Annotated in this window: 22 protein-coding genes; 6 read left to right on the plus strand and 16 right to left on the minus strand. The window is 71.5% G+C overall.

Going from position 1 to position 20238, the window contains the following annotated elements:
• Positions 1–16: 16 nt before the first annotated feature.
• From ABWV20_RS04775 to ABWV20_RS04790, 4 genes are all read right to left on the minus strand, one after another.
• A complete protein-coding gene (locus tag ABWV20_RS04775) occupies positions 17–1015 on the minus strand; it encodes an ATP-grasp domain-containing protein (protein WP_353353682.1) in 999 nt (332 codons plus the stop codon).
• A complete protein-coding gene (locus tag ABWV20_RS04780; protein WP_353353683.1) occupies positions 1012–2193 on the minus strand; it encodes a peptidase MATCAP family protein in 1182 nt (393 codons plus the stop codon). Before ABWV20_RS04780 ends, ABWV20_RS04775 begins: the two co-directional genes overlap by 4 nt.
• A gap of 105 nt (positions 2194–2298) precedes the next feature.
• Positions 2299–3318 (minus strand): sensor histidine kinase, encoded by a 1020-nt coding sequence (locus tag ABWV20_RS04785; protein WP_353353684.1) that lies wholly within the window; start codon positions 3316–3318, stop codon positions 2299–2301.
• Positions 3308–4024, minus strand: a complete 717-nt coding sequence (locus tag ABWV20_RS04790) for a response regulator transcription factor (RefSeq protein ID WP_353353685.1) — start codon at positions 4022–4024, stop codon at positions 3308–3310. The genes ABWV20_RS04785 and ABWV20_RS04790 overlap by 11 nt, the downstream gene beginning before the upstream one ends.
• Before the next feature lie 170 nt (positions 4025–4194).
• Here ABWV20_RS04790 and ABWV20_RS04795 point away from each other — a divergent pair, with 170 nt between their 5' ends.
• Both ABWV20_RS04795 and ABWV20_RS04800 read left to right on the plus strand, forming a co-directional pair.
• Positions 4195–4656: a hypothetical protein gene (locus ABWV20_RS04795; RefSeq protein WP_353353686.1), complete on the plus strand. Its 462-nt coding sequence runs from the start codon at positions 4195–4197 to the stop codon at positions 4654–4656.
• Positions 4657–4832: 176 nt separating this feature from the next.
• Positions 4833–6587: an alpha-amylase family glycosyl hydrolase gene (locus tag ABWV20_RS04800; RefSeq protein ID WP_353353687.1), complete on the plus strand. Its 1755-nt coding sequence runs from the start codon at positions 4833–4835 to the stop codon at positions 6585–6587.
• 51 nt (positions 6588–6638) lie between these two features.
• Here the strand turns inward: ABWV20_RS04800 and ABWV20_RS04805 are convergent, their stop codons facing one another.
• Complete coding sequence (locus ABWV20_RS04805; RefSeq protein WP_353353688.1) at positions 6639–7907, minus strand: NAD(P)/FAD-dependent oxidoreductase; 1269 nt, start codon at positions 7905–7907, stop codon at positions 6639–6641.
• A gap of 97 nt (positions 7908–8004) precedes the next feature.
• Here ABWV20_RS04805 and ABWV20_RS04810 point away from each other — a divergent pair, with 97 nt between their 5' ends.
• On the plus strand, positions 8005–9594 hold the full coding sequence (locus ABWV20_RS04810; RefSeq protein ID WP_353353689.1) for a PucR family transcriptional regulator: 1590 nt from the start codon (positions 8005–8007) through the stop codon (positions 9592–9594).
• A gap of 18 nt (positions 9595–9612) precedes the next feature.
• On the plus strand, positions 9613–10101 hold the full coding sequence (locus ABWV20_RS04815) for a GNAT family N-acetyltransferase (protein ID WP_502901756.1): 489 nt from the start codon (positions 9613–9615) through the stop codon (positions 10099–10101).
• Between the two features lie 33 nt (positions 10102–10134).
• On the opposite strand, the gene ABWV20_RS04820 is transcribed toward ABWV20_RS04815, so the two are convergent.
• Together ABWV20_RS04820 and ABWV20_RS04825 are read right to left on the minus strand one after the other, a co-directional pair.
• On the minus strand, positions 10135–10575 hold the full coding sequence (locus tag ABWV20_RS04820) for a VOC family protein (protein WP_353353690.1): 441 nt from the start codon (positions 10573–10575) through the stop codon (positions 10135–10137).
• A 131-nt stretch (positions 10576–10706) separates the two neighbouring features.
• Positions 10707–10895, minus strand: a complete 189-nt coding sequence (locus ABWV20_RS04825; protein WP_353354184.1) for a BldC family transcriptional regulator — start codon at positions 10893–10895, stop codon at positions 10707–10709.
• Positions 10896–11235: 340 nt separating this feature from the next.
• Here ABWV20_RS04825 and ABWV20_RS04830 point away from each other — a divergent pair, with 340 nt between their 5' ends.
• On the plus strand, positions 11236–11433 hold the full coding sequence (locus tag ABWV20_RS04830; RefSeq protein ID WP_353353691.1) for a DUF3073 domain-containing protein: 198 nt from the start codon (positions 11236–11238) through the stop codon (positions 11431–11433).
• Positions 11434–11509: 76 nt separating this feature from the next.
• On the opposite strand, the gene purM is transcribed toward ABWV20_RS04830, so the two are convergent.
• The 9 genes from purM to ABWV20_RS04875 all read right to left on the minus strand — a co-directional run bounded on the left by purM (position 11510) and on the right by ABWV20_RS04875 (position 19364).
• Positions 11510–12637 carry a phosphoribosylformylglycinamidine cyclo-ligase gene (gene purM, locus ABWV20_RS04835; RefSeq protein WP_353353692.1) on the minus strand — a complete coding sequence of 376 codons (1128 nt, stop codon included), beginning with the start codon at positions 12635–12637 and terminating at the stop codon, positions 11510–11512.
• A 163-nt stretch (positions 12638–12800) separates the two neighbouring features.
• Complete coding sequence (gene purF / locus ABWV20_RS04840) at positions 12801–14417, minus strand: amidophosphoribosyltransferase (protein WP_502901763.1); 1617 nt, start codon at positions 14415–14417, stop codon at positions 12801–12803.
• Between the two features lie 92 nt (positions 14418–14509).
• Positions 14510–15091, minus strand: a complete 582-nt coding sequence (thpR, locus tag ABWV20_RS04845; protein ID WP_353353694.1) for an RNA 2',3'-cyclic phosphodiesterase — start codon at positions 15089–15091, stop codon at positions 14510–14512.
• Positions 15092–15107: 16 nt separating this feature from the next.
• Positions 15108–15350, minus strand: coding sequence for a hypothetical protein (locus ABWV20_RS04850; protein ID WP_353353695.1), 243 nt, complete (start codon positions 15348–15350; stop codon positions 15108–15110).
• A 77-nt stretch (positions 15351–15427) separates the two neighbouring features.
• Complete coding sequence (locus ABWV20_RS04855; protein WP_353353696.1) at positions 15428–16237, minus strand: ABC transporter permease; 810 nt, start codon at positions 16235–16237, stop codon at positions 15428–15430.
• 1 nt (position 16238) lies between these two features.
• On the minus strand, positions 16239–17102 hold the full coding sequence (locus tag ABWV20_RS04860) for an ABC transporter permease (RefSeq protein ID WP_353353697.1): 864 nt from the start codon (positions 17100–17102) through the stop codon (positions 16239–16241).
• On the minus strand, positions 17095–18036 hold the full coding sequence (locus ABWV20_RS04865) for an ABC transporter ATP-binding protein (protein WP_353353698.1): 942 nt from the start codon (positions 18034–18036) through the stop codon (positions 17095–17097). The genes ABWV20_RS04860 and ABWV20_RS04865 overlap by 8 nt, the downstream gene beginning before the upstream one ends.
• Before the next feature lie 69 nt (positions 18037–18105).
• Positions 18106–18498 carry a sterol carrier family protein gene (locus ABWV20_RS04870; RefSeq protein WP_353353699.1) on the minus strand — a complete coding sequence of 131 codons (393 nt, stop codon included), beginning with the start codon at positions 18496–18498 and terminating at the stop codon, positions 18106–18108.
• Positions 18498–19364, minus strand: a complete 867-nt coding sequence (locus ABWV20_RS04875) for an LLM class flavin-dependent oxidoreductase (RefSeq protein WP_353353700.1) — start codon at positions 19362–19364, stop codon at positions 18498–18500. The genes ABWV20_RS04870 and ABWV20_RS04875 overlap by 1 nt, the downstream gene beginning before the upstream one ends.
• A gap of 22 nt (positions 19365–19386) precedes the next feature.
• Here ABWV20_RS04875 and ABWV20_RS04880 point away from each other — a divergent pair, with 22 nt between their 5' ends.
• Complete coding sequence (locus ABWV20_RS04880) at positions 19387–20208, plus strand: spermidine synthase (RefSeq protein WP_353353701.1); 822 nt, start codon at positions 19387–19389, stop codon at positions 20206–20208.
• Positions 20209–20238 lie beyond the last annotated feature (30 nt).

Genomic DNA, 20238 nt, shown 5'->3' on the forward strand with positions numbered 1-20238 from the left:
CCGGCCGCCCGCCTGCTCAGGGCTTCGCGGCGACGCGGCGCTCCAGTGCCTCGATGACGACCGGGCAGACGTCCATGTCGTAGAGCCGCTCGATGCTCTGCATCCCGCCCGGGCTCTCCGCGTTGATCTCGACGACCTTGTCGCCGATGACGTCGATCCCGACGAAGAACATCCCGTCGGCCACCAGCTTGTCGGTCATCGCCTCGACGACACCCAGCTCAGGGTCCCCGTCCTCGATGGGCACCGAGCGCCCGCCCACGCTGATGTTCGCCCGGGGGTCGTTGCCCGTGGGCACCCGCCGGAAGGCCGCGGGCTTCCCCTCGTGCTCGAGGATCTGGCCGTCGAGCACGAAGATCCGGACGTCGCCGTTCTCGCCCCCGTCGACGAACTCCTGGACGATCGCGTAGCCGTCCTGGAGCACGGCCTCCGTCATCTGGGCGAGGTTCGTCTCGTCCTCGTCCTCGATCATGAACACGTTGCGGCCCTTGCCCCCGTAGAGCGGCTTGACGACGGAGTGGCCGACCCTGGCGACGAATTCCTCGATCGCCTTCGGGTCCCGCGTCACCAGTGACCGGGGGCGGATCTTCTCGGGGAACTCCTCGAGGTAGAGCTTGCTCGTGGCCCGGATGATCGACATGGGGTCGTTGACGACGGTCACACCGCGAGCCTTGAGCATCTGGCCGAAGACGGCGCCGAGCGGGCTCGCCCACGGACGCTCCTGCAGGTCGTCGATCGACTCGTTGCGCAGGAAGAGCGCGTCGAGGTCGTCCAGCACGATCCGCTCGGGCTCGGCCTCCTTGATGCCCTCCATGAAGCTCGCGAGCGTGTCGTCCTCCCCGAACTCCGCCCGACGGGCGCGCCCCACCAGCTGCCCGTCACTCTCGCCGAGCTCGACGTCGCCGACCCCGATGTACCAGACCTCGTGGCCCCCGCGGCACGCGGCCCTCGCCAGCCGGGTCGTCGCGTACTCGTCCACCTCGGTGGCAACCTCCTTGACAAAGAACGCAATCCTCATGCCGCTTCCTCTCCCTCGTACAGGTCCATGACCGTCGCGCCCGCGCGCAGCTTGTCCAGTCGCTCCTCGGCGCCCGGCACCTCGAGCCACCGCGGGCGCACCCACGGCGGGTGGAGCACCCCACGCTCGAGCAGCTCCTGGACCAGCGGGATGTGGTCCAGCGCCAGCTTGCCGACGAAGAGGGGCTCGAGGCTGCCGCCCTCGGCGAGCATCTCGAGAATGCGGGAGATGCCACGCAGGTAGATGGCGTCCTTGACGTTCCCTCCGCCGACGACGACGCGGATGGCGATCGACCACGCGGTCCTCGTCGGGATCTGGTGGTCCGCCCTCAGGGACTCGAAGATGTCGAGGAAGTCGGCGCCATCGAGCATCTTCTCCACGGCGACGACGCGTCCCGCGAGCACCCGGAGACGTCGAGGGTCCAGCCCGCCCGTGAGGTACTCCGCGAGGACGGCCAGGCCCTCCTGGGTCTCGTCGTAACCGGGCAGCCCGATCGTCAACAGCTTGAAGGGCTGCCTGGCGCCGTTCTGGTAGGTGACGACGTGGGTGCCGATCTCGTGATGCAGCAGCGGCTCGACCCGGTCCGACCTGAAGGCCGCCGACTCGGGGATGAGCAACCTGCCGAAGGACACCATGAGCTCACCGACGTCGTCGCGCACGTCCATGGCCGTGGGAAACTCCGGATGCACGGCGCGGTACCGCTCGAACTCCGCCTGGGCCGCTTCCGCGAATGCGCCGGCCGTGACGCTCTGCGTGCTCGGGGCGAGCGGTGGGATGGTCCGGAGCAGCTCCTCGGCGGCGCGGGCCAGCGTCGGCGCGACGCCTCCGTAGAGCTGCAGCGACCCGTAGACGAACCGTGACGTGTCCCGGTCCTCCAGGGCCGTGGCCATCCTCGCGATCTCGTCCCGCTTCGCCCGCAGGAGGGTGTGCAGAGCCGGATCGCTCACGTCCTCGATGGGCAGGTTGTAGAGGTCGCGCCGGACGAGGTCCAGATCGAACTCCAACGGCCTGAGCCGCAGCGTCGGGGCCGCGCCGAAGTCACTGCGTTCGAAGTCGGTCCATGCCTCCGCCGCGTTGACGGGCGTGAGGTTGAGCAGGAGGTCGAGACTGCGCTCGATCTCGGTGAGCCGAGCGTCGACGTCGAGGGCAGGGCCGAGCTGTTCGGTTGGAGTGCTCATCTCCCATGAGGTACCCATCACCGGGAAAGGGCAACGTCAGGCGTCCCCGGCCACGACGTGGCCAGAGCTGCGCCCCTCAGGATCACCGGTCAGCGGGCCCACTGCTCAGCCACCCGGAAGGGCGACCTCGAAACGGCACCCGGCCCCGACGTTGCGCACCGACACCGTGCCGCCGTGCGCCTCGACGATGCCCCTCACGATCGCGAGCCCCAGGCCGGCGCCCTCGGATCCGCCCGGGGTGCGCGCGACGCTCCCCCGGAAGGCCGGCTCGAAGAGCCGCGGCAGCACCTCCTCCCCGATCCCCCCGCAGCCGTCCTGCACGGCGATCGCCGGGTGGCCCGCGGACTCGCTCACGGTGACGGTCACGGCCCCTCCCTCGGCGGTGTGCCGGATCGCGTTCGAGACGAGGTTGGCGACGACGCGCGTCAGCTCCCGCGCATCGACCGACGCGACGACCGGGCCCTGCGCGGTCCCGGTCAGCTCGACACCCCCGGCCCGGGCGACCGGTTGCGCCGAGGCGACCACGTCCGAGACGAGGTCGCTGAGGCTGACGGCCTGGCGGTGCCGCGCCACGTCGCCCGCGTGGATCCGGGACAGGTCGAGCAGGTCGTCGACCATCCCGCTCATCCGCCCGACCTCCCGCCGCAGCCGGGCGAACGCCTCGGGCGGGTCACCCGCGACCCCGTCCTCGATCGCCTCGGCCAGCGCGCCCATCCCGGCCAGGGGGGTGCGCAGGTCGTGCGACAGCCAGGCCACCAGCTCCCGTCGGCGCTCCTCGACCTCGTGCTCGCGCCTGCGGGCCGACTCCGCCTCGGCCAGGGTCCGGCCGAGGCGCTGCACGTGCCGCGCGATGATCCAGCCGGTCACCAGGGCCACCGGAAAGGCAGCGAGGAGACCGAGCAGCACGAGCTGCGAGTCATGCTCGGACAGGAGCATGGCCCGGGCGCTCGCATAGATCCCCGCCGCGACGGCGAGCACCACGACGAGGGGCGCAGCGAGGGCCGCGGCGGCAACGGCCCGCACCGACGGGCGGCGCGTGAGGAGCAGGACCAGGACGGCTCCGAGCCCACCGACCAGCGTCGCGACTCCCGCGGACAGGGCGAGGGACTGCAGCTCAGCCGTCATCGCCGGCCCCTGCGTCCCACCGGTAGCCGACGCCGAAGACGGTGACGAGTCGACGGGGCCGAGCCGGGTCGGCCTCGACCTTCTCGCGGACCCGCCGCACGTGGACGGTCACGGTCGACTCGTCGCCGAACTCCCAGCCCCACACCGCCGACATCAGCTCGGCGCGCGTGAAGACCTGCCCCGGGTGCGAGACGAGCCAGCTGAGGAGGTCGAACTCCCTTGTGGTGAGGGTCAGCTCGCGCCCTGCGAGGCGCACGCGGTGCCCGGCACGGTCGACCACCAGATCTCCGTCGACGACCTCGGCGGGGGCCACGACCCGGCTCCCCGGCAACCCGGCGGCGTGCTCGACCCGGCGCAGCAGAGACTGGACCCGGAGCACGAGCTCCCGGGGGCTGAAGGGTTTGGTGACGTAGTCGTCGGCGCCGATCTGCAGGCCGAGGACCCGGTCGGGCTCCTCGCCGCGAGCGGTGACCATGATGACGGGCAGCCCGGGACGAAGGAGCCGCAGCTGCCGACACACCTCGAGCCCGTCCGGGCCCGGGAGCATGAGGTCGAGGAGGACGACGTCCGGGCGGTGGTCGCGGGCCAGGCCGAGGCCGGCGGGTCCATCACCCGCGACGTCGACATCCATCCCGGCACGCTCGAGGTAGGCGGCCACGACCTCGGCGACCGTCGAGTCGTCGTCGATCACGAGCACCCGGGGCACGCCTTCAGGATAGGTCTGGGCGCCGTCGAGCCGACGCCGTGGGGATGGCCTCTCCGCACCTGTCACCACCTCGTAAGGAGGGGGTAACGGCTCGATCATGGAGTCCGGGGACCCACCGCCGTTGAATCGAGGAGTCGGCCGCCCGGCTGACCCTACGGAGGTGAAATCCCATGCACGTCAAGCGAATCATGTCTGCGAGCGCCGTCGCCGCAGGCACTGTCGGGACTGCCCTGGTCGGCCTGGCCGGCCCGGCGTCCGCAGGCGTGAGCGGCCCCGCGTTCTACGTCGACCACGTCCTCTACCGCACCGCGGCCACTCCGACCGACCTCTCCGGCACCGGGGCCCCGGCGCACAGCTACGACGCGATCTACAGCTTCGGCGATGCCCAGCGCAGTGTGGCCGAGAGCGCGCCGGGCTACCGCGACTACAACGGCGGCCGCTGGGAGGTCCACGCGATGTCCCTGCCCCACGGCTACGCGGCCGCGCTGGCGTCCGGTGACCTCGACGACGACGGCGTGCTCGACGCGCTCGACGAGGTCACGGCGGCCATGGTGGCCGGCGACGCCGTGGACACCGGGATCGTCAGGTGGTTCGTCTGCACCGTCAACAAGGTCCCGGCGAGCCAGTCCTGAGATCCGCGGCCCAGTCCTGAGGCCGCGCTGCCGTCACCCTCCGCCCCCTTCAGTCGAGTGTGCAGCTCCTGCCCGCCCGGCCACCGCGGGAACTGCACCCTCGACGAGGAGGCGGCTCAGCGGCATACGGCCATAGGCTCGACGCGACCCCAGCGCCGCCCACGCGAGGAGACCCGGTGACCCGAGCACCCGCCCCCGGTATCGGTTCGATGCCCCTCGACGGCCGCACGGCCTTCCGCGTCTGGGCACCCCACGCGGGGTCCGTCGCGGTCACGGGGAGCTTCAACGACTGGTCCACCGACCGCCATCTGCTCGTGCGCGAGGACGGCGGCTACTGGTACGGCGAGGTCGAGGGCGCCGGGCCGGGCGACGAGTACAAGTACGTCATCACCACGAACGGCGAGCAGTTCCACCGCGTGGATCCACGAGCCAGGGCGGTGACGAACTCGGTCGGCAACGCGATCATCTACGACCGCGATGCCTTCGACTGGCAGGGCGACTCGTTCGCGACCCCGGCCCACAACGAGCTGGTCATCTACGAGACGCACATCGGCTCGTTCGTCGCTGAGGAGGGCGACCCGGGCGACATCGAGACGATGGCGAGCCGCCTCGGCTACCTGCAGAGCCTTGGCGTCAACGCGATCGAGCTGATGCCGGTCGCCGAGTTCGCGGGCGACTACTCGTGGGGCTACAACCCGGCCCACCCGTTCGCGGTCGAGTCGACCTATGGCGGCCCTGACCGGCTCAAGGCCTTTGTCAGGGAGGCACACCGACACGGCATCGCCGTGATCGTCGACGTCGTGCTCAACCACTTCGGGCCGAGTGACCTGTCGTTGTGGCGATTCGACGGCACCTCCGACAACGGCAAGGGCGGGATCTACTTCTACCAGGACGACCGCTCCCACACCCCCTGGGGCGACACGCGCCCGGACTACGGCCGCGAGGAGGTGCGTCAGTACTGCCGCGACAACGCCCTGATGTGGATCGAGGAGTTCCACATGGACGGGCTCCGCTTCGACGCGACGCTCTACATCCGCACGGTGAGCGGGATCGGCACCGACATCCCCGAGGGCTGGGCCCTCATGCGCGACATCAACCTCAGCATCCGCCGGGAGCTGCCGAGCAAGATCCTCATCGCCGAGGACCTGCAGGACGACCCCGCGCTCACCTCCCTCGACGGCGCCGCGTTCACCGCGCAGTGGGACTCCGGCTTCGTCCACACCGTGCGCGCCCTCGTCACCACCCCCGACGACGGCACCCGCTCGATGACCGACCTCGCGCGCGCCGTTGCGACGGGACGGGACCCGTGGGACCGCATCATCTACTCCGAGAGCCACGACGAGGTCGCCAACGGCAAGCTCCGCGTGCCGCACGAGATCGACGGCGACAACCCGACGGGCTGGCCGGCCCAGAAGCGGGCCACCCTGGCCACCGCCATCGCGCTCACCAGCGCCGGGATCCCCATGCTCTTCCAGGGACAGGAGTTCCTCGAGGACGAGTGGTTCCGCGACACGGTGCCGCTCGACTGGGACCGCGCCGAGGAGTTCCGCGACATCGTGCGCCTCGTTCGTGACCTGGTCGCGCTCCGGCGCAACCTCACCGGCACGACGGCCGGCCTCACCGGGGCGCACACCCGGGTGAGCCATCTCGACGACGCTGCCAAGACGATCGCCTGGCTCCGTTCGACCGACACCGCGGCGGCCTGCGTGGTCGTCAACGCCAGCGCCGATCCGCGTGACGTGACGGTCGGGCTGCCCAGCGCAGGTCGGTGGGTGGTTCGCTTCAACTCGGACGCCTCGACCTACAGTGCACTCTTCGGTGACCACCCGACCCGCGACGTCGACGCAGCGGAGTCCCCCCTCGACGAGCAGCCCGCGAGCGGCACGGTCTCCGTGGGGCCCTACACGCTGGTCGTGCTCAGCCCGGCCTGAGGAGGCGCTGTCCGCCCGGGCACGAACCCCGGGCGGACACCACGGCGTCGCTCAGCGCAGCGGGTCGAAGGGGCGCAGCTCACTCGGCACCGTGCCGGTCACCATCTGCTCCGCGAGGAGCCGGCCACTGACCGGGCCGAGCGTGATGCCCCACATGCCGTGCCCACCCGCGACGAAGACACGGGGCGAGCGCGTGGCGCCGATGAGCGGCAACCCGTCGATGGTGCACGGCCGGGAACCGACCCACTCGTCCTGACGGTGGTCGAGGTCGGCCCCTTTGAGCAACGGCCGAGCCGACTCCACGATCGCCCGGATGCGCCGTCGGTCGAGCGCGGCCTCGGGCTGGCGGAACTCCATCATGCCCGCGACCCGCAGCCGGTCGCCCACGGGCGTGCAGGCGACCCGGGCCGCCGGGAAGTAGACCGGCCCGTTGGGCAGGTCGTCGACCTCCACCGAGAAGGAGTAGCCGCGCCCGGCCTGGACGACGCGCTTGACGCCGAACTCGCGGACCAGAGCCCCCAGCCAGGCTCCGGTCGCGACGACCACCTGGTCGAAGGACTCCGCCGCCCCCGTCGAGGTCTCCACGAGAACGCCTGGGCCGACGTCGCGCAACCCGGTGACCGTCGCGCCCGTGACGATCTTGCCCCCGCGGGCCGTGACGGAGTCGGCGAGCGCTGCGACGTACGCGCCGGGGTTGATGAACCGCTGCCCGTGCAGGACGATCGCGGCCCCGATCGCCTCGGAGAGCGCCGGCTCGACCGCCCGGGCCTCGTCGCCCGTGAGGACGTCGAAGGCGATGTCGCCACCGGAGGCGTGAATGTGCTCGATCTCCTCGAGCAGCGTGGTGCGCTCCTCGGCGGTGCGGTAGGCGGCCGTGAAGGACTTTGCCTCGTAGGTCTCGGCGTCGACCCCGCCCGCTCGGAGCAGGTCGAAGCCGGCGAGCGAGAGGTCGTTGATCGGGACGAGGGCCCCCATCGCCTTCTTCCAGGCCCTCATCGTCGAGTGGCGGGTGAAGCCGGTGACGAACTTGAGGAAGGTGGCGTTGGCACTCGGTGGGACGTAGACGGGTGAGCTGGGGCTGAGCACCGCCCGGAGGCCGTACCTGAGGATCGCCGGCTCGGGCAGCGGCGTCGCGATGCCGGGGGTCAGCCAGCCGGCGTTCCCCCAGGAGGCGCCGGCGGCCACGCCCTCCCGGTCGATGACGGTGACCTCGACGCCGCGCTCCTGGAGGAACCACGCGGTGGCCAGCCCGACCATTCCCGCGCCGACGACGGCGACGTGTTCGGGGACGGGCAGACCTGAGGGAGTGACGGGAGCCATGCATCCATCGTCAGCCACTCCCAGCAGGGCACCCTGGTGCTGGACGCACAACGATAGGTCTTGTCGTTGTGACCGCCCAACAACGACAATCGACCCCATGACGGACACGCTGAACCCCAGGGCCACCACCGTCCCTCGGGGCCTGGCGCTGCGTGACCTCGTCGGCACCCTGGGCGGTGGCCTGCTCCGCATCGCCGTCGACGCTGCCGGGCCCGAGGTGGACGACGTCACGCTGGCCGAGCCGGAGTCCGGGGTCTTCGGCCAGGCGGGTGACCTCGTGCTCGGCGTCGGCATCGAGTCACCGGAGTCGGCGATCGCGCTCGTCGAAGGGGCCAGCCGCGTGGGCAGCGGGGGCGTCGTGCTGCGTCGCAACGCCGTCCGCCGGCGGGACGTGCGCGGCGCCGCCCACCGGCTCGGGCTGCCGCTCGTCGAGCTGTCGGACCACGCCTCCTGGGCCCACGTCGTGTGGCTGCTCCGCGGCGTCCTGGACCGGGCGGCGACGGGAGCGGCCGTGCGCAGCGACGGCCCGGTCCACGACGACCTCTTCGCCCTCGCCGACGCGTGCGCCGCCCTGGTCGAGGCCCCCGTGACGATCGAGGACACCCAGTCGCGCGTCCTCGCGTACTCCGCTCGCCAGGACGTCGCCGACCCCGCCCGCCTGTCCACGATCGTCGGGCGCAAGGTCCCGGACGCCGTCCTGGCGAGCCTGCGCGGTCGGGGGGTCTTCCGACGGTTGGCCCGGTCCGACGACCCCGTCTTCGTCCCAGCCGACGGCGACCTGCGTGCCCGGCTCGTCCTCCCCGTGCGGGCAGCGGACGAGTGGCTGGGGTCCATCTGGGCCGTCGTCGACGCACCACCCCCGGCCGAGGTCATCCGGTCGCTGACCCAGACCGCCACGGTCGTCGCGCTCCACCTGCTGCGGCTCCGCTCCCAGACCGACCTCGCCCGGCGCGTGGCAGCCGACCGGCTCCGCGACCTGCTGTCGGGCAACGTGGCGGAGGCGGGCGGTTGGCTGCCGGCCCCGCCCTGGCGCGTCGTCGTGCTGGGCGGCGACCCGGACCTCGAGCCGGAGAGCCGACTCGACACCTGGGAGTCAGCCTGTCGACGCCGGTCCTGGCGCCAACCGCTCCTCGCCATCCTCGACGAGACGGTCGTCGCCCTCGTGCGGGACGGCAGCCAGGACACCCACCCCGCATCCGTGCCCGGCACCTGGGAGTGGCTCCGCACGGTCGTGGCCGAGGTCGCCGAGACCCGGCCGCATGCCCGGGCCAGCGCCGGCACGCCGGTGCGACGGGTCCCCCAGCTGGTCCGCTCCCGCGAGGAGGCCTTCGAGGTCCACCGCCTCGCCCTGGCCGGCCGGCTCCCCGGGCGCTCGGCGACGGCGGAAGGCGCCTGGGCCGAGGTGACCTGCGAAAGGGCCGTCAGCGGCATACGGACTCGCGTGTCGCCCTCCCCGGTGACCGAGCTGAGGGCCCACGACGACGAGCTCGGGACCGCCTACGCGGCCACGGTCGCTGCCTGGCTCGACCACCCCGGCGACCCCCGAGCCGCTGCCCAGCGTCTGCACGTGCACCCCAACACGCTGCGCTACCGGATGCGGAAGCTGCGAGAGGTCGTCGACCTCGACCTCACCGACCCCGTCACCCGCCTCGCCACCCGCCTCGAGCTGCGCGCGATGGGCCACTGACCTCGTTACCGTGGTGCAGTGGACATCGTGCCCATGACCGCCGCGCACGCGGACCCGGTCCTCGACATCTACGCGTCCGGGATCGCCGAAGGCACCGCGACGTTCGAGACAACCGTCCCCTCGTGGGAGCAGTTCGACACCTCCCACCTGCCGGACCACCGGTTCGTGGCCGTCGACGACTCGGGCGCCGTCCTGGGCTGGGTCGCCGTGTCCGCCGTCTCGTCCCGACCCGCCTACGCCGGCGTCGTCGAGCACTCCGTCTACGTCACGCCGACCGCGCGGCGCCTCGGCGTCGGGCGTGCGCTCCTCGGAGCGCTCATCGGATCCACCGAGGCGGCCGGGATCTGGACGATCCAGGGTGGCACCTTCCCCGAGAACGCCGGATCGCTCGGCCTGCACCGCAGCGTGGGGTTCCGAGAGGTCGGCACCCGCGAACGGATCGGGCGGCAGCACGGGACCTGGCGCGACGTCATCCTCCTCGAGCGCCGCTCACCGGCCGTGCTCTGACCCCCGGCCGGCGCCGACCTGCCTGCCCTGGGGTCACCCCTCGCCGAGGTGGACGGTGCCGTCGGCGTCGATCCGGAAGCCGGGGTTGCACACGAAGTCCCAGCGGAACCCGTCCGGGTCGGCGACGCAGGCGCTGACGCCGCCCCACTCCCGCTCGGCCGGCTCGGTGACCGAGGTCGCCCCCGCAGCCAGCGCAGCGGCGTGCAGCTCCCTCACCTGCTCGGGACCGTCGACGTTGTGCCCGAGGGACATGGGGGGCGCGGCCGGCCCGTGCCCGACCGGGCCGTACTCCGACGGCATCTGCTCGACGTCCCACAGGGCGAGGACCTGGCGTGGGGCCACCTGGACGAAGACGATCTCACCCGGGATCTCGAGGACCTGGCGGAACCCCAGCCCGTCGACGTAGAACCGGCGGGACCGCTCGACGTCGCGCACGCCCAGGGTGATGGCGGTGATCTCCGGTGGGGAGGACATGCTGCGACCGTAGCTGTCGCCACCGACAGCCCAACCCCCCGCCGGCCGCGTCACCGTGCGCAGCACCGAGCCACTCGACGCCCCCCTGAACGACCTACGACTGTCCGCCCCCTGACGTCGTCAACCAGTGGTCAGTGGTCGCCGAGCAGGTGTCGAACCTCGGACTCCCGATACCGGCGGTGCCCCCCAAGCGTCCGGATCGAGGTCAGCTTGCCCGCTTTGGCCCAACGGGTGACCGTCTTCGGGTCGACCCTGAAAAGAGCGGCCACTTCGGCCGGAGTCAACAGCTTCTCGGTCTCGTGCCGATCCTGTGTCGTCATGGTCATTTCCCCACCACCCTGTCGCTCCTGCGGCGACACACGCATGGCCCTGAAGGGCTCATTGGAGTCAGGTTAGGCCGATCCCGGGCTCTCCGGGAGCAGATTGGGCAAAACCGCATTCCCACCCATTCCACCCCTCCCGGCGGTCCTGGGCCCGCTGCCGACGACCGGGTCGCCCGGGCACCCCGTGCGCGTCAGTGGCGCAGGATTTGCTCCGCTCATGTAGCGTTAGCACCACGAGAACACACACATTCCCGGGGCCGCTACGCGGACGACGGAGAGCTTGAGGGCCCTTCGGCGAGCGATGCCGTCCCGGCACGACGCACGAGGGGGTCACGCCATGGGGCGCGGCCGAGCCAAAGCCAAGCAGACCAAGGTCGCACGGCAGCTCAAGTACTACACGCCAGACACGGACTTGAGCGCGCTCGAGCGAGAGCTGCACCGCGAGTCATCTCGTCAGGACCGCGACACCACCACGTCGCAGCCCGACGACGACGAGTACGACGAGTACGGGAAGTGGGCCTCGGGCGAGCACTGAGCTCACCCTTTCCACTTCAGCCACACCTCGTGCGTCGGGTGAGAGATCGCCCGACCCGCGATGACGGCTGCCTCGTTCAGGTCGTGGGGTGCTCCCCCACGACCTGAACGGCGCCGCCGGCGACACCCTTCGCGCCACGGACGACCTCCGTGCTGGGATCGATCGTGGCGTTCTCCTCGGCGGTGACCTCACCGAGTCGCCATGCCCGTATGCCGCTGAGCTCGCTCAGCTCGATGGCGCGGTCCACGTGGTGCTCGGGGATGACGCCGACGAACCCGACGCCCTGGTTGAGGGTGCGCTCGAGGTCCGAGCGCGGCACCCGGCCGAGCTGCTGGATGGTCTGGAACACCGCGGGCGGCGTCCACGTCGACCGGTCGACCCGGGCGAACATGCCGGGCGGCAGCACCCTGGCCAGGTTGGCGGCGAGCCCGCCCCCGGTGACGTGGCTGAGGGCGTGCACCTCGACCGCGTCGTCGCGGATGACGGAGAGCAGTGGGAGCGTGTAGAGCCGAGTCGGCTCGAGCAGCTCCTCGCCGAGGGTCCGCCCGAAGTCGTCGACATGGCGGTCGAGGGACCAGCCCGCTGACTCGATGACCCGCCGCACCAGGCTGAACCCGTTGCTGTGCAGGCCACTGCTGGCGAACGCGACCACGACGTCGCCGTCACGGACCCGCTGCGGACCGAGCACCGCGGCGTACTCGACCACGCCGGTGGCGGCACCTGCCACGTCGTACTCGTCGGGCTCGAGCAGCCCCGGGTGCTCGGCGGTCTCGCCGCCCACGAGGGCCACCCCGGCCTCCTCGCACGCCCGGGCAATGCCACCGACGATGGCGGCGATGCGCTCCGGGACGACCTTGCCCGTTGCGATGTAGTCGGTCATGAAGAGCGGCTCGGCGCCGCAGACGACGATGTCGTCGACGACCATGCCGACGAGGTCGAAGCCGATCGTGTCGTGCTTGTCCAGAGCCTGGGCGATGGCGACCTTCGTGCCGACGCCGTCCGTGCTCGTCGCGAGGATCGGTCGGGTCATCCGGGCGATCGCGCTCGCGTCGAACATCCCCGCAAAGCCCCCGAGCCCGCCGACGACCTCTGGCCGGGTCGCCCGGCGCACTGACTCCTTCATCAGCTCGACCGCCTTGTCACCGGCCTCGACGTCGACTCCGGCAGCGGCATACGTGATGGGGGTGGCGGGCTCGTTCGTCACGGCCCAACCCTACCGGCGCTGCCACCCCTGCCCTCACGCTCCGTCACAACCCGGCCGGCCGCGGGCCGGGCAGGGGCCCGGATGACCTTCGCCTGACCGGTTCGCGGTGATGGCTCGCTCTCGAGAGCGAACACCTACCCCGAACGCCCCGAACGGGAGGGCGTCAGGGGTGGTCGAGGGCCCCGGATCCGCCGGTGCCGACCCCGATGGTCACGCCCTCGACGTCGGTGTCGATCGAGCGGTCATGGCCGGTGCGGACCGTGAGCGGCAACGTCTCGAGCACGTGCTTGCCGACCCGCCCGTCCTCCGGGAGGTCGATGGGGTATCGCCCCGTGAAGCAGGCGGTGCAGAGCTGCTCGACCGGCTGGCCGGTCGCTGCGACCATGCCCTCCTCGGAGATGTAGCCGAGCGAGTCGGCACCGATCGACGCCCGGATCTCCTCGACCCCGAGCCCGGTCGCGATGAGCTCTGCGCGGGTGGCGAAGTCGATGCCGTAGAAGCACGGCCACTGGACCGGTGGCGAGGAGATGCGCACGTGGACCTCGGCGGCGCCGGCCTCTCGCAGCATGCGGACCTGGGCCCGCTGGGTGTTGCCGCGGACGATCGAGTCGTCGACGACGACGAGACGCTTGCCGCGGATCGTGTGCTCGAGGGGGTTGAGCTTGAGGCGGATGCCGAGCTGGCGCAGGGTCTGCGACGGCTGGATGAAGGTGCGCCCGACGTAGGCGTTCTTGACGAAGCCCTGGCCGAACGGGATGCCGGACTCCTGGGAGTAGCCGACGGCGGCCGGGACTCCCGACTCGGGCACCCCGATGACCAGATCGGCGTCCACCGGGTGCTCGCGGGCCAGAGCGCGGCCCATGTCGACCCGGGCCTCGTGGACGACGCGCTCGCGGATCACGGCATCCGGCCGGGCGAGGTAGACGTACTCGAAGACGCAGCCCTTCGGCTGGGGCTCCGCGAAACGGTAGGTCCGCAGCCCGTCCTCGTCGATGGCGATGAGCTCACCGGGCTCGACCTCGCGGATGACCGCGGCGCCGATGGTCTGCAGGGCCGCGGTCTCCGAGGCGACGACCCAGCCACGCTCGAGGCGGCCCAGTGCGAGCGGCCGCACGCCCCACGGGTCGCGGGCGGCATAGAGGGTCTGCTCATCCATGAAGACGAAGCAGAACGCGCCTCGCAGCTTGGGGAACAGCTCGAGGGCAGCCTGCTCCGGGGTCTTGTCGGGGTCGGCGGCGAGCAACGTCGTCACCAACGCGGTGTCCGAGGTGTTGCCCCGGGCGAGCTCACCCGTGACCCGGGCGTCGCCGAAGTGCTCGTCGACCATCGCCCGGAGCTCGACGGTGTTGATGAGGTTGCCGTTGTGCCCGAGGGCGATGGTGCGGCCACCCGTCCCGCCGAGCGTCGGCTGGGCGTTCTCCCACGTTGAGCCACCCGTGGTCGAGTAGCGCGTGTGGCCGATGGCGATGTGGCCGCGGAGCGAGGTGAGGGCCGTCTCGTCGAACACCTGCGACACCAGGCCCATGTCCTTGTAGACGAGGATCTTGTCGCCGTCGCCGGTCGCGATCCCGGCCGACTCCTGTCCCCGGTGCTGCAAGGCGTAGAGCCCGAAGTACGTCAGCTTGGCGACGTCCTCGCCGGGGGCCCACACACCGAAGACCCCACAGGCGTCCTGTGGGCCCTTTTCGCCGTGAAGAAGGTCATGGGTCAGTCGCCCGTCGCCGCGTGCCACTGCGCGATTCTCCCACAGGATCCGCCCCGGCCCGTCCAGCGTGCTCATCTGCTCGTGGCGTTCATCGACCACGGCCCGTCGACCGACACCTCGACCGACACCTCGACCGACACCTCGACCCCGCGGCGGGGGGCGGCGGCTCAGCGCGAGGCGGCCGCCAGCGGAGCGGTCCCGACGACCTCGTAGCGAGGTCGGCGCCCACGGCCCTGACCGAGGTGCGACTCGACGAGCGCCACCTCGCTCGGCTGCCACACCGGCCCTTCATGCGCGTCGAACGCCCTGATCCAGCGGGTCGCCTCGGTGGGTCGGCGGAAGCGGCCCAGCGTGACGTGCGGATGGAAGCGGGTGCCGTCAGGCGGCACTCCGGCGCCGTTGCAGGCCGTCCGGATGCCGCCGGCGAGCCGGCCGAGGTCCCCCCGCACGTGCTCGACATCGGCGTAGAGCACCCGTGCCGCGTAGGGGTTGGGGAAGGCACCGGCGCCGGAGACGCGCAGGACCGGGGCATGGTGCCGGGCGGCGGTCGCCGTCACTGCAGCGGTGAGGTCCTCGAGGCGCCACTCCGGCACGTCGGCGAGGAAGGCCAGCGTGAGGTGCCACTGGTGGCGGTCGGTCCACCGGAGCTCCGACCCGGCCTGTTCGTCGGCCAGCCTCCGCGGCTCGACGTGCTCGGCGAGGTCGTCGAGGACCTCGTCCGGTGGGACGATCGCGACGAAGAGACGCATGGGTCGCGCTGGCTCGCTAGTGCTGCCGCCCGGAGCGGTCGAGCAGGATCGCGAGGACGCCGGCGAGCCCCGCGCCGAGGAAGGCACCGAGCGCGCCGAGGAAGAGCACGGCCGTGCTCAGGGAGTACTGCACCGTCTGGTTGTAGCTCGGGCCGCCCGGCTCCCGCAGGCCGAACCAGATGCCGACGACGAGGCCGAGGAACGCCCCGGTGAGGAGGAAGCGCTTGTGGTTGGGGATCCGGGCCGGGTCTGGACTCACACCACCAGCCTAAGCGACGTCGAGTCCGACCGACCCAGCTGCATCGGCTGCCAGGCCACCGATCGGGTCCGGACCGGTCAGCGGAGGAAGAGCGCCCGGAGGCGGGTCGCGGTGAACCACACCCCCAGGACTGACATGACGACGAAGTACAGGGCATGGCCGGCCGTGGCGGCCTCGAGGTGGCCGACGGCGAGGTGACGCATCAGCTCGACGCCGTGCCAGAGGGGCATCGCCTGGACGAACCACTGGATCGCGGTCGGGAAGACGTCGATGGGGAAGAGGGTCGCCGAGAAGAGGAACATCGGCAGCATGGCGACCTGGAGCACGTCCATCTGCTGGAAGCTCTTGAGGTAGCTCGTCACCGCCATCCCGATGCTGGCGAAGCCGACGGCGATGAGCAGGGCCACCGGGACCATGAGCACAGCCCAGGGTGAGACGACGAGGCCCATGACCAGCATGACGACCATGAACCCGACTGCGTAGAGGAAGCCGCGGAAGAGCGCCATGAAGATCTCACCGAGGGCGACGTCCATCGGCCCGAGGGAGGTCTGGAGCATGGCCTGGTAAAGGCGGGCGAAGCGCAGCTTGAAGAAGACGTTCCAGGTCGAGTCGTAGATCGCGCCGTTCATCGCCGAGGTGGCGAGCAGGGCCGGGGCGATGAACGCGGCGTAGCTGGTCGCCTGCCCGTCCGGGCCCGTGACGGCCCCGACGAGGCCGCCCAGACCGAGACCCATGGCCAGCAGGTAGAAGACCGGCTCGAAGAAGCCGGAGACCATGACGGCCCAGTTCTGGTTCTTGATGACCTTGAAGCCGCGCTCGATGACGGCCCGCGCGTTGCCCCCGTAGATGGCGGCCAACGCCAGCGAGGTGCGGGTCAGCTCGGCCATGTCAGCTCCCCAACCGACGCGCGTAGACCCGGCGGCCGACCAGGATCCCGGCGAGGGCCATGCCGCCGAGCACGACCACGTGGACGAGGGTGAGCCACAGGGGCTCGGCTGCGCCGTAGGTCGCCTGGCGGGCGAGCTGGGTGCCGTGCCAGACCGGCGAGACCCACCCGATCCACTGGAGGGCGACGGGCATCACCGACAACGGGAAGAAGGTGCCGGCGAAGAGGAACATCGGCATGATGACGAACCGCTGGACGAACGCGAACTGGTAGCCCTCGTCCTCGAGGCTCGCCGCGAACGCCTGCAGCGGTGCCCCGAAGGCCGCCGCAGTGAGCACCGCGGCGGGAACGGCGAGCCACGACCACCCGCTCGGCGCAGCGTCGAAGAGGACGAGGAAGCCCCAGAACACGCCGGCCTGGACGACGAAGCGGATCATCACCCCGAGGAGCTGGCCGACCGCGATCTGCTCCGGGGTGGCGGGGGTGGCGTGCGGGCCGTAGTAGAGGCGTTGCCACTTGAAGCCGGCCATGACGGGGTAGGTGAGCTCACCGCCGACCGACATGACGACGGTGCTGACGAGCAGGGCGGGGCCGACGAAGACGAGGTAGGGAACGCCGTCGACCGAGCCGGCGCCCCGGTCCACGAGGGAGCCGAGGCCGAGGCCGAGCGCCACGAGGTAGAGCAACGGCGTGACGACCATGTAGATGACGATCGAGACCGCCCAGGCCTTGGACGCGCGCAGCCACGACTCGACGAAGAACCACCAGCCCCAGCGGCGGGCGCGCCTCGCCATGACCGCAGGGTCGGGAGCCCGCCCGGACGCGGCGAGCCGGCCGCGGTCCACGAGAGTGTCGTGCTCAGTCAATGAGGCTCCGGCCGGTCAGGCGCAGGAAGACGTCCTCGAGCGAGGACCGGCGCACGAGTGAGGTGATCGGGCTCAGGCCGCGAGCGGTCACGGCCTCGAGGGCGGCCTCGCCGTCGTCGGTGTAGACGAGGACCCGGTCGGGCAGGACCTCGATGCGGCTGCCGACGTCCTCGAGCTGCGCGACGACGGCGGCGTTGCGGTCGGCCCCGAAACGCACCTCGAGCACCTCGCGCGTCGAGTGCTCGCGGATCAGCTGTCGCGGTGTCCCCTCCGCCATGATCCGGCCCCGGTCGATGACGACGAGCCGGTCGCACAGCTGCTCGGCCTCGTCCATGAAGTGGGTCGTGACGACGAGGGTGACGCCGACCTCCTTGAGCCGGAAGAGCCGGTCCCAGAGGACGTGCCGGGCCTGCGGGTCGAGGCCGGTCGTCGGCTCGTCGAGGAGGAGCACCTTCGGCTCGTTGACGAGGGAGCGGGCGATCGTCAGCCGACGCTTCATCCCCCCGGAGAGCGAGCCCACCTTCTCCTTGCCGCGGTCGGTGAGCTGGGCGAACTCGAGCAGCTCGTCGGCCTTGGCGCGCAGGTAGGAGTAGGGGAGGCCGAAGTATCGGCCGTACATGATGAGGTTGTCGCGGACCGACAGCTCCTCGTCGAGGTTGTCCTGCTGCGGGACGACACCGAGGTGGGCCCGCACCTCCGGCCCCCGCTCGGCCGGGTCGAGACCGGCGACGCTCATGCTGCCACCGGTGCGCTGGAGCGTCCCGCCGATCATCCGCATCGTCGTCGACTTGCCGGCGCCGTTGGGGCCGAGCAGGCCGAAGGACTCACCCTTGGCGATCTCGAAGTCGATGCCGTCGACGGCGCGCGTCTCGCCGTAGACCTTGGTCAGACCGCGCGCGACGACGATCGGCTCGCCGGACCTCTCTTCGGACACAGCACCGAGTGTGTCGACTGATGGCTGACTCGTCACTCTCGTCAGTCTGTCGAACAGGTCTGACAACGTTCAATCGGATTGATCGCCCGTCGGGCCGGGCGGCAGCAGCGGAAGCAGTCCGTCGAGGTGTGCGCGTTGGCCGCTGGCCCGAACCAGCCCGGAGTGCAGCGCTTCCTGCCAGCCCAGGTCGCCGGTCACGAGGGCGAGCCACGTCGCGGCGTCCGTCTCGATGACGTTGGGTGGGGTCCCTCGGCGGTGGACCGGACCCGTGATGCACTGGGCGGCGCCGTACGGCGGCACCCGGACCTCGACGGTGCGTCCGGGGGCGACGGCCGACAGCTCCTCGAGGGTGAAGCGGACTGCCGTGGCAGTGACCGCGCGGTCCGCCGCGAAGCCGGCTGAGCGGCATACGGCCAGGGCATCACGTCCGTCCTCCAGCGGGACCCGACGACGCGGCGGCATCAGCGCCACCTGGGCAGGACGTCGGTGACCACGGCCTCGAGGGTGTCGCGGCTCCCACGGAACGGCTCCTCGGCCCGCGGCCAGTGCGTGATGACGTCGGTGAAGCCGAGCTCCGCAGCCCGGCCCACGGCGTCCTCGAAAGCAGCCACGCTGGACAGCGAGAACGTGGGCGCCGAGTCGATGTTGAGATAGCGAGTGAGCGTATGCCGCTCACGTCCCGCCGCAGCGAGCGCCTCGTCGACCCTGTGGCTGAGGGTCGTGACGAGAGCCCACCACTCGTCGTCGGTCTCGGCCGATCCGCCGTAGGTCATCCAGCCCTCGCCCTTGTCGACCGCGAGAGCGATCGACCTGGGCCCGTTGGCGGCGATGACGAGCGGCAGACCGGGACGGACCGGACCCGGGGCGGTCAGGACGTCACGCGCGCCGTAGAAGCGGCCCGCCGCCGTGACCCGCTCCTCGCTGAGCAAGCGGTCGAGCAGGTGGGTGAACTCGTGGAAGCGGGCGACGCGGTCCTTGAGCGGGAGGTCCTCGCCGGTGATGCGCGAGTCGATGTCGCCGCCGGTCCCGATGCCGAGGATGAAGCGGCCGCCCGAGATGTCGTCCAGGGCGAGGACCTCGCGCAGGAACTGCACCGGGTGGTGGTTGTTGGGCGACGAGACGAAGGTGCCGAGGCGCACCCGACTGGTCACTGCGGCCGCGGCCGCCAGCGTGGGCACCGCCGCGAACCACGGCGACTCGGGCAGCCCACCCCACGTGATGTGGTCGAACGTCCACGCGTGGTCGAAGCCCATCGCGTCGGCCTCGCGCCACATCGGCTCCGCCACGGACCAAGAGTGCTCGGGCAGGATGGTCACACCGAATCGCATCCCCCGACCGTAACCTGTCGGTGTGACCGGGCTCGCCGAGCGGATCAGCCTCGAGCGCGACGAGCGCGGCGGCGTGACCGTCCACCTCGACGGCGCCCCCCAGTCACACGTCCAGCTCGACGACCCGACCCTGCTCGTCTTCGAGTACGTCCAGCACCTCGCCCTCGCCATCGACACGTGCGCCGCGACGCCCGCCCCGGCACGCCTGGGCGTCACCCACGTCGGCGGTGGCGGGCTGACCCTCCCCCGCTGGGTCGAGGCCACCCGGCCCGGGTCGCCGCAGATCGTCCTCGAGCCGGACGTCCACCTCACCGAGCTCGTCCGTCGGGAGCTGCCCCTCCCCCGTCGTCACCGCATCCGGGTGCGGCCGCAGGACGGCCTCACCGGAGTCCGCGCGCTGGGCTCCGGCTCAGCCGACGTCGTCGTGACGGACGCGTACGCGCACGGGCAGATCCCCGCGGAGCTGAGCTCAGCGGCATACGTCCGCGACGTCGCACGGGTGCTCACGACCGGCGGCACCGCCCTCTGGAACCTCGCCGACGAGCCGGGAATGCGTTACACGGCAAGGGTGCTGTCGACGATCCGCACCGCCCTCCCCCACGTCGCGCTGATCGCGACCCATGAGGTGCTCAAGCGCCGACGCTTCGGCAACACGGTCGTCGTCGCCAGTGCCCGGCCCCTGCCGGAGGACGAGCTGCGGCGGGAGGTCGCCCGGGCCAACCTCCCGACCGGCCTGCGGCTCGGCCGCGACCTCGACCGGCTCGTCGCCGGCGCCCCGCCCCTCGGGGACGCGGGGATGCCCAGCCCACCCGCACCCGACGCGAGGGGATGGCGCGTCGTCTGAGTCTTCGCCGGCTGCACACCCCCTGTCATC

This window comes from Intrasporangium sp. DVR (genome assembly GCF_040365325.1).
Classification (GTDB): Bacteria; Actinomycetota; Actinomycetes; order Actinomycetales; family Dermatophilaceae; genus Intrasporangium.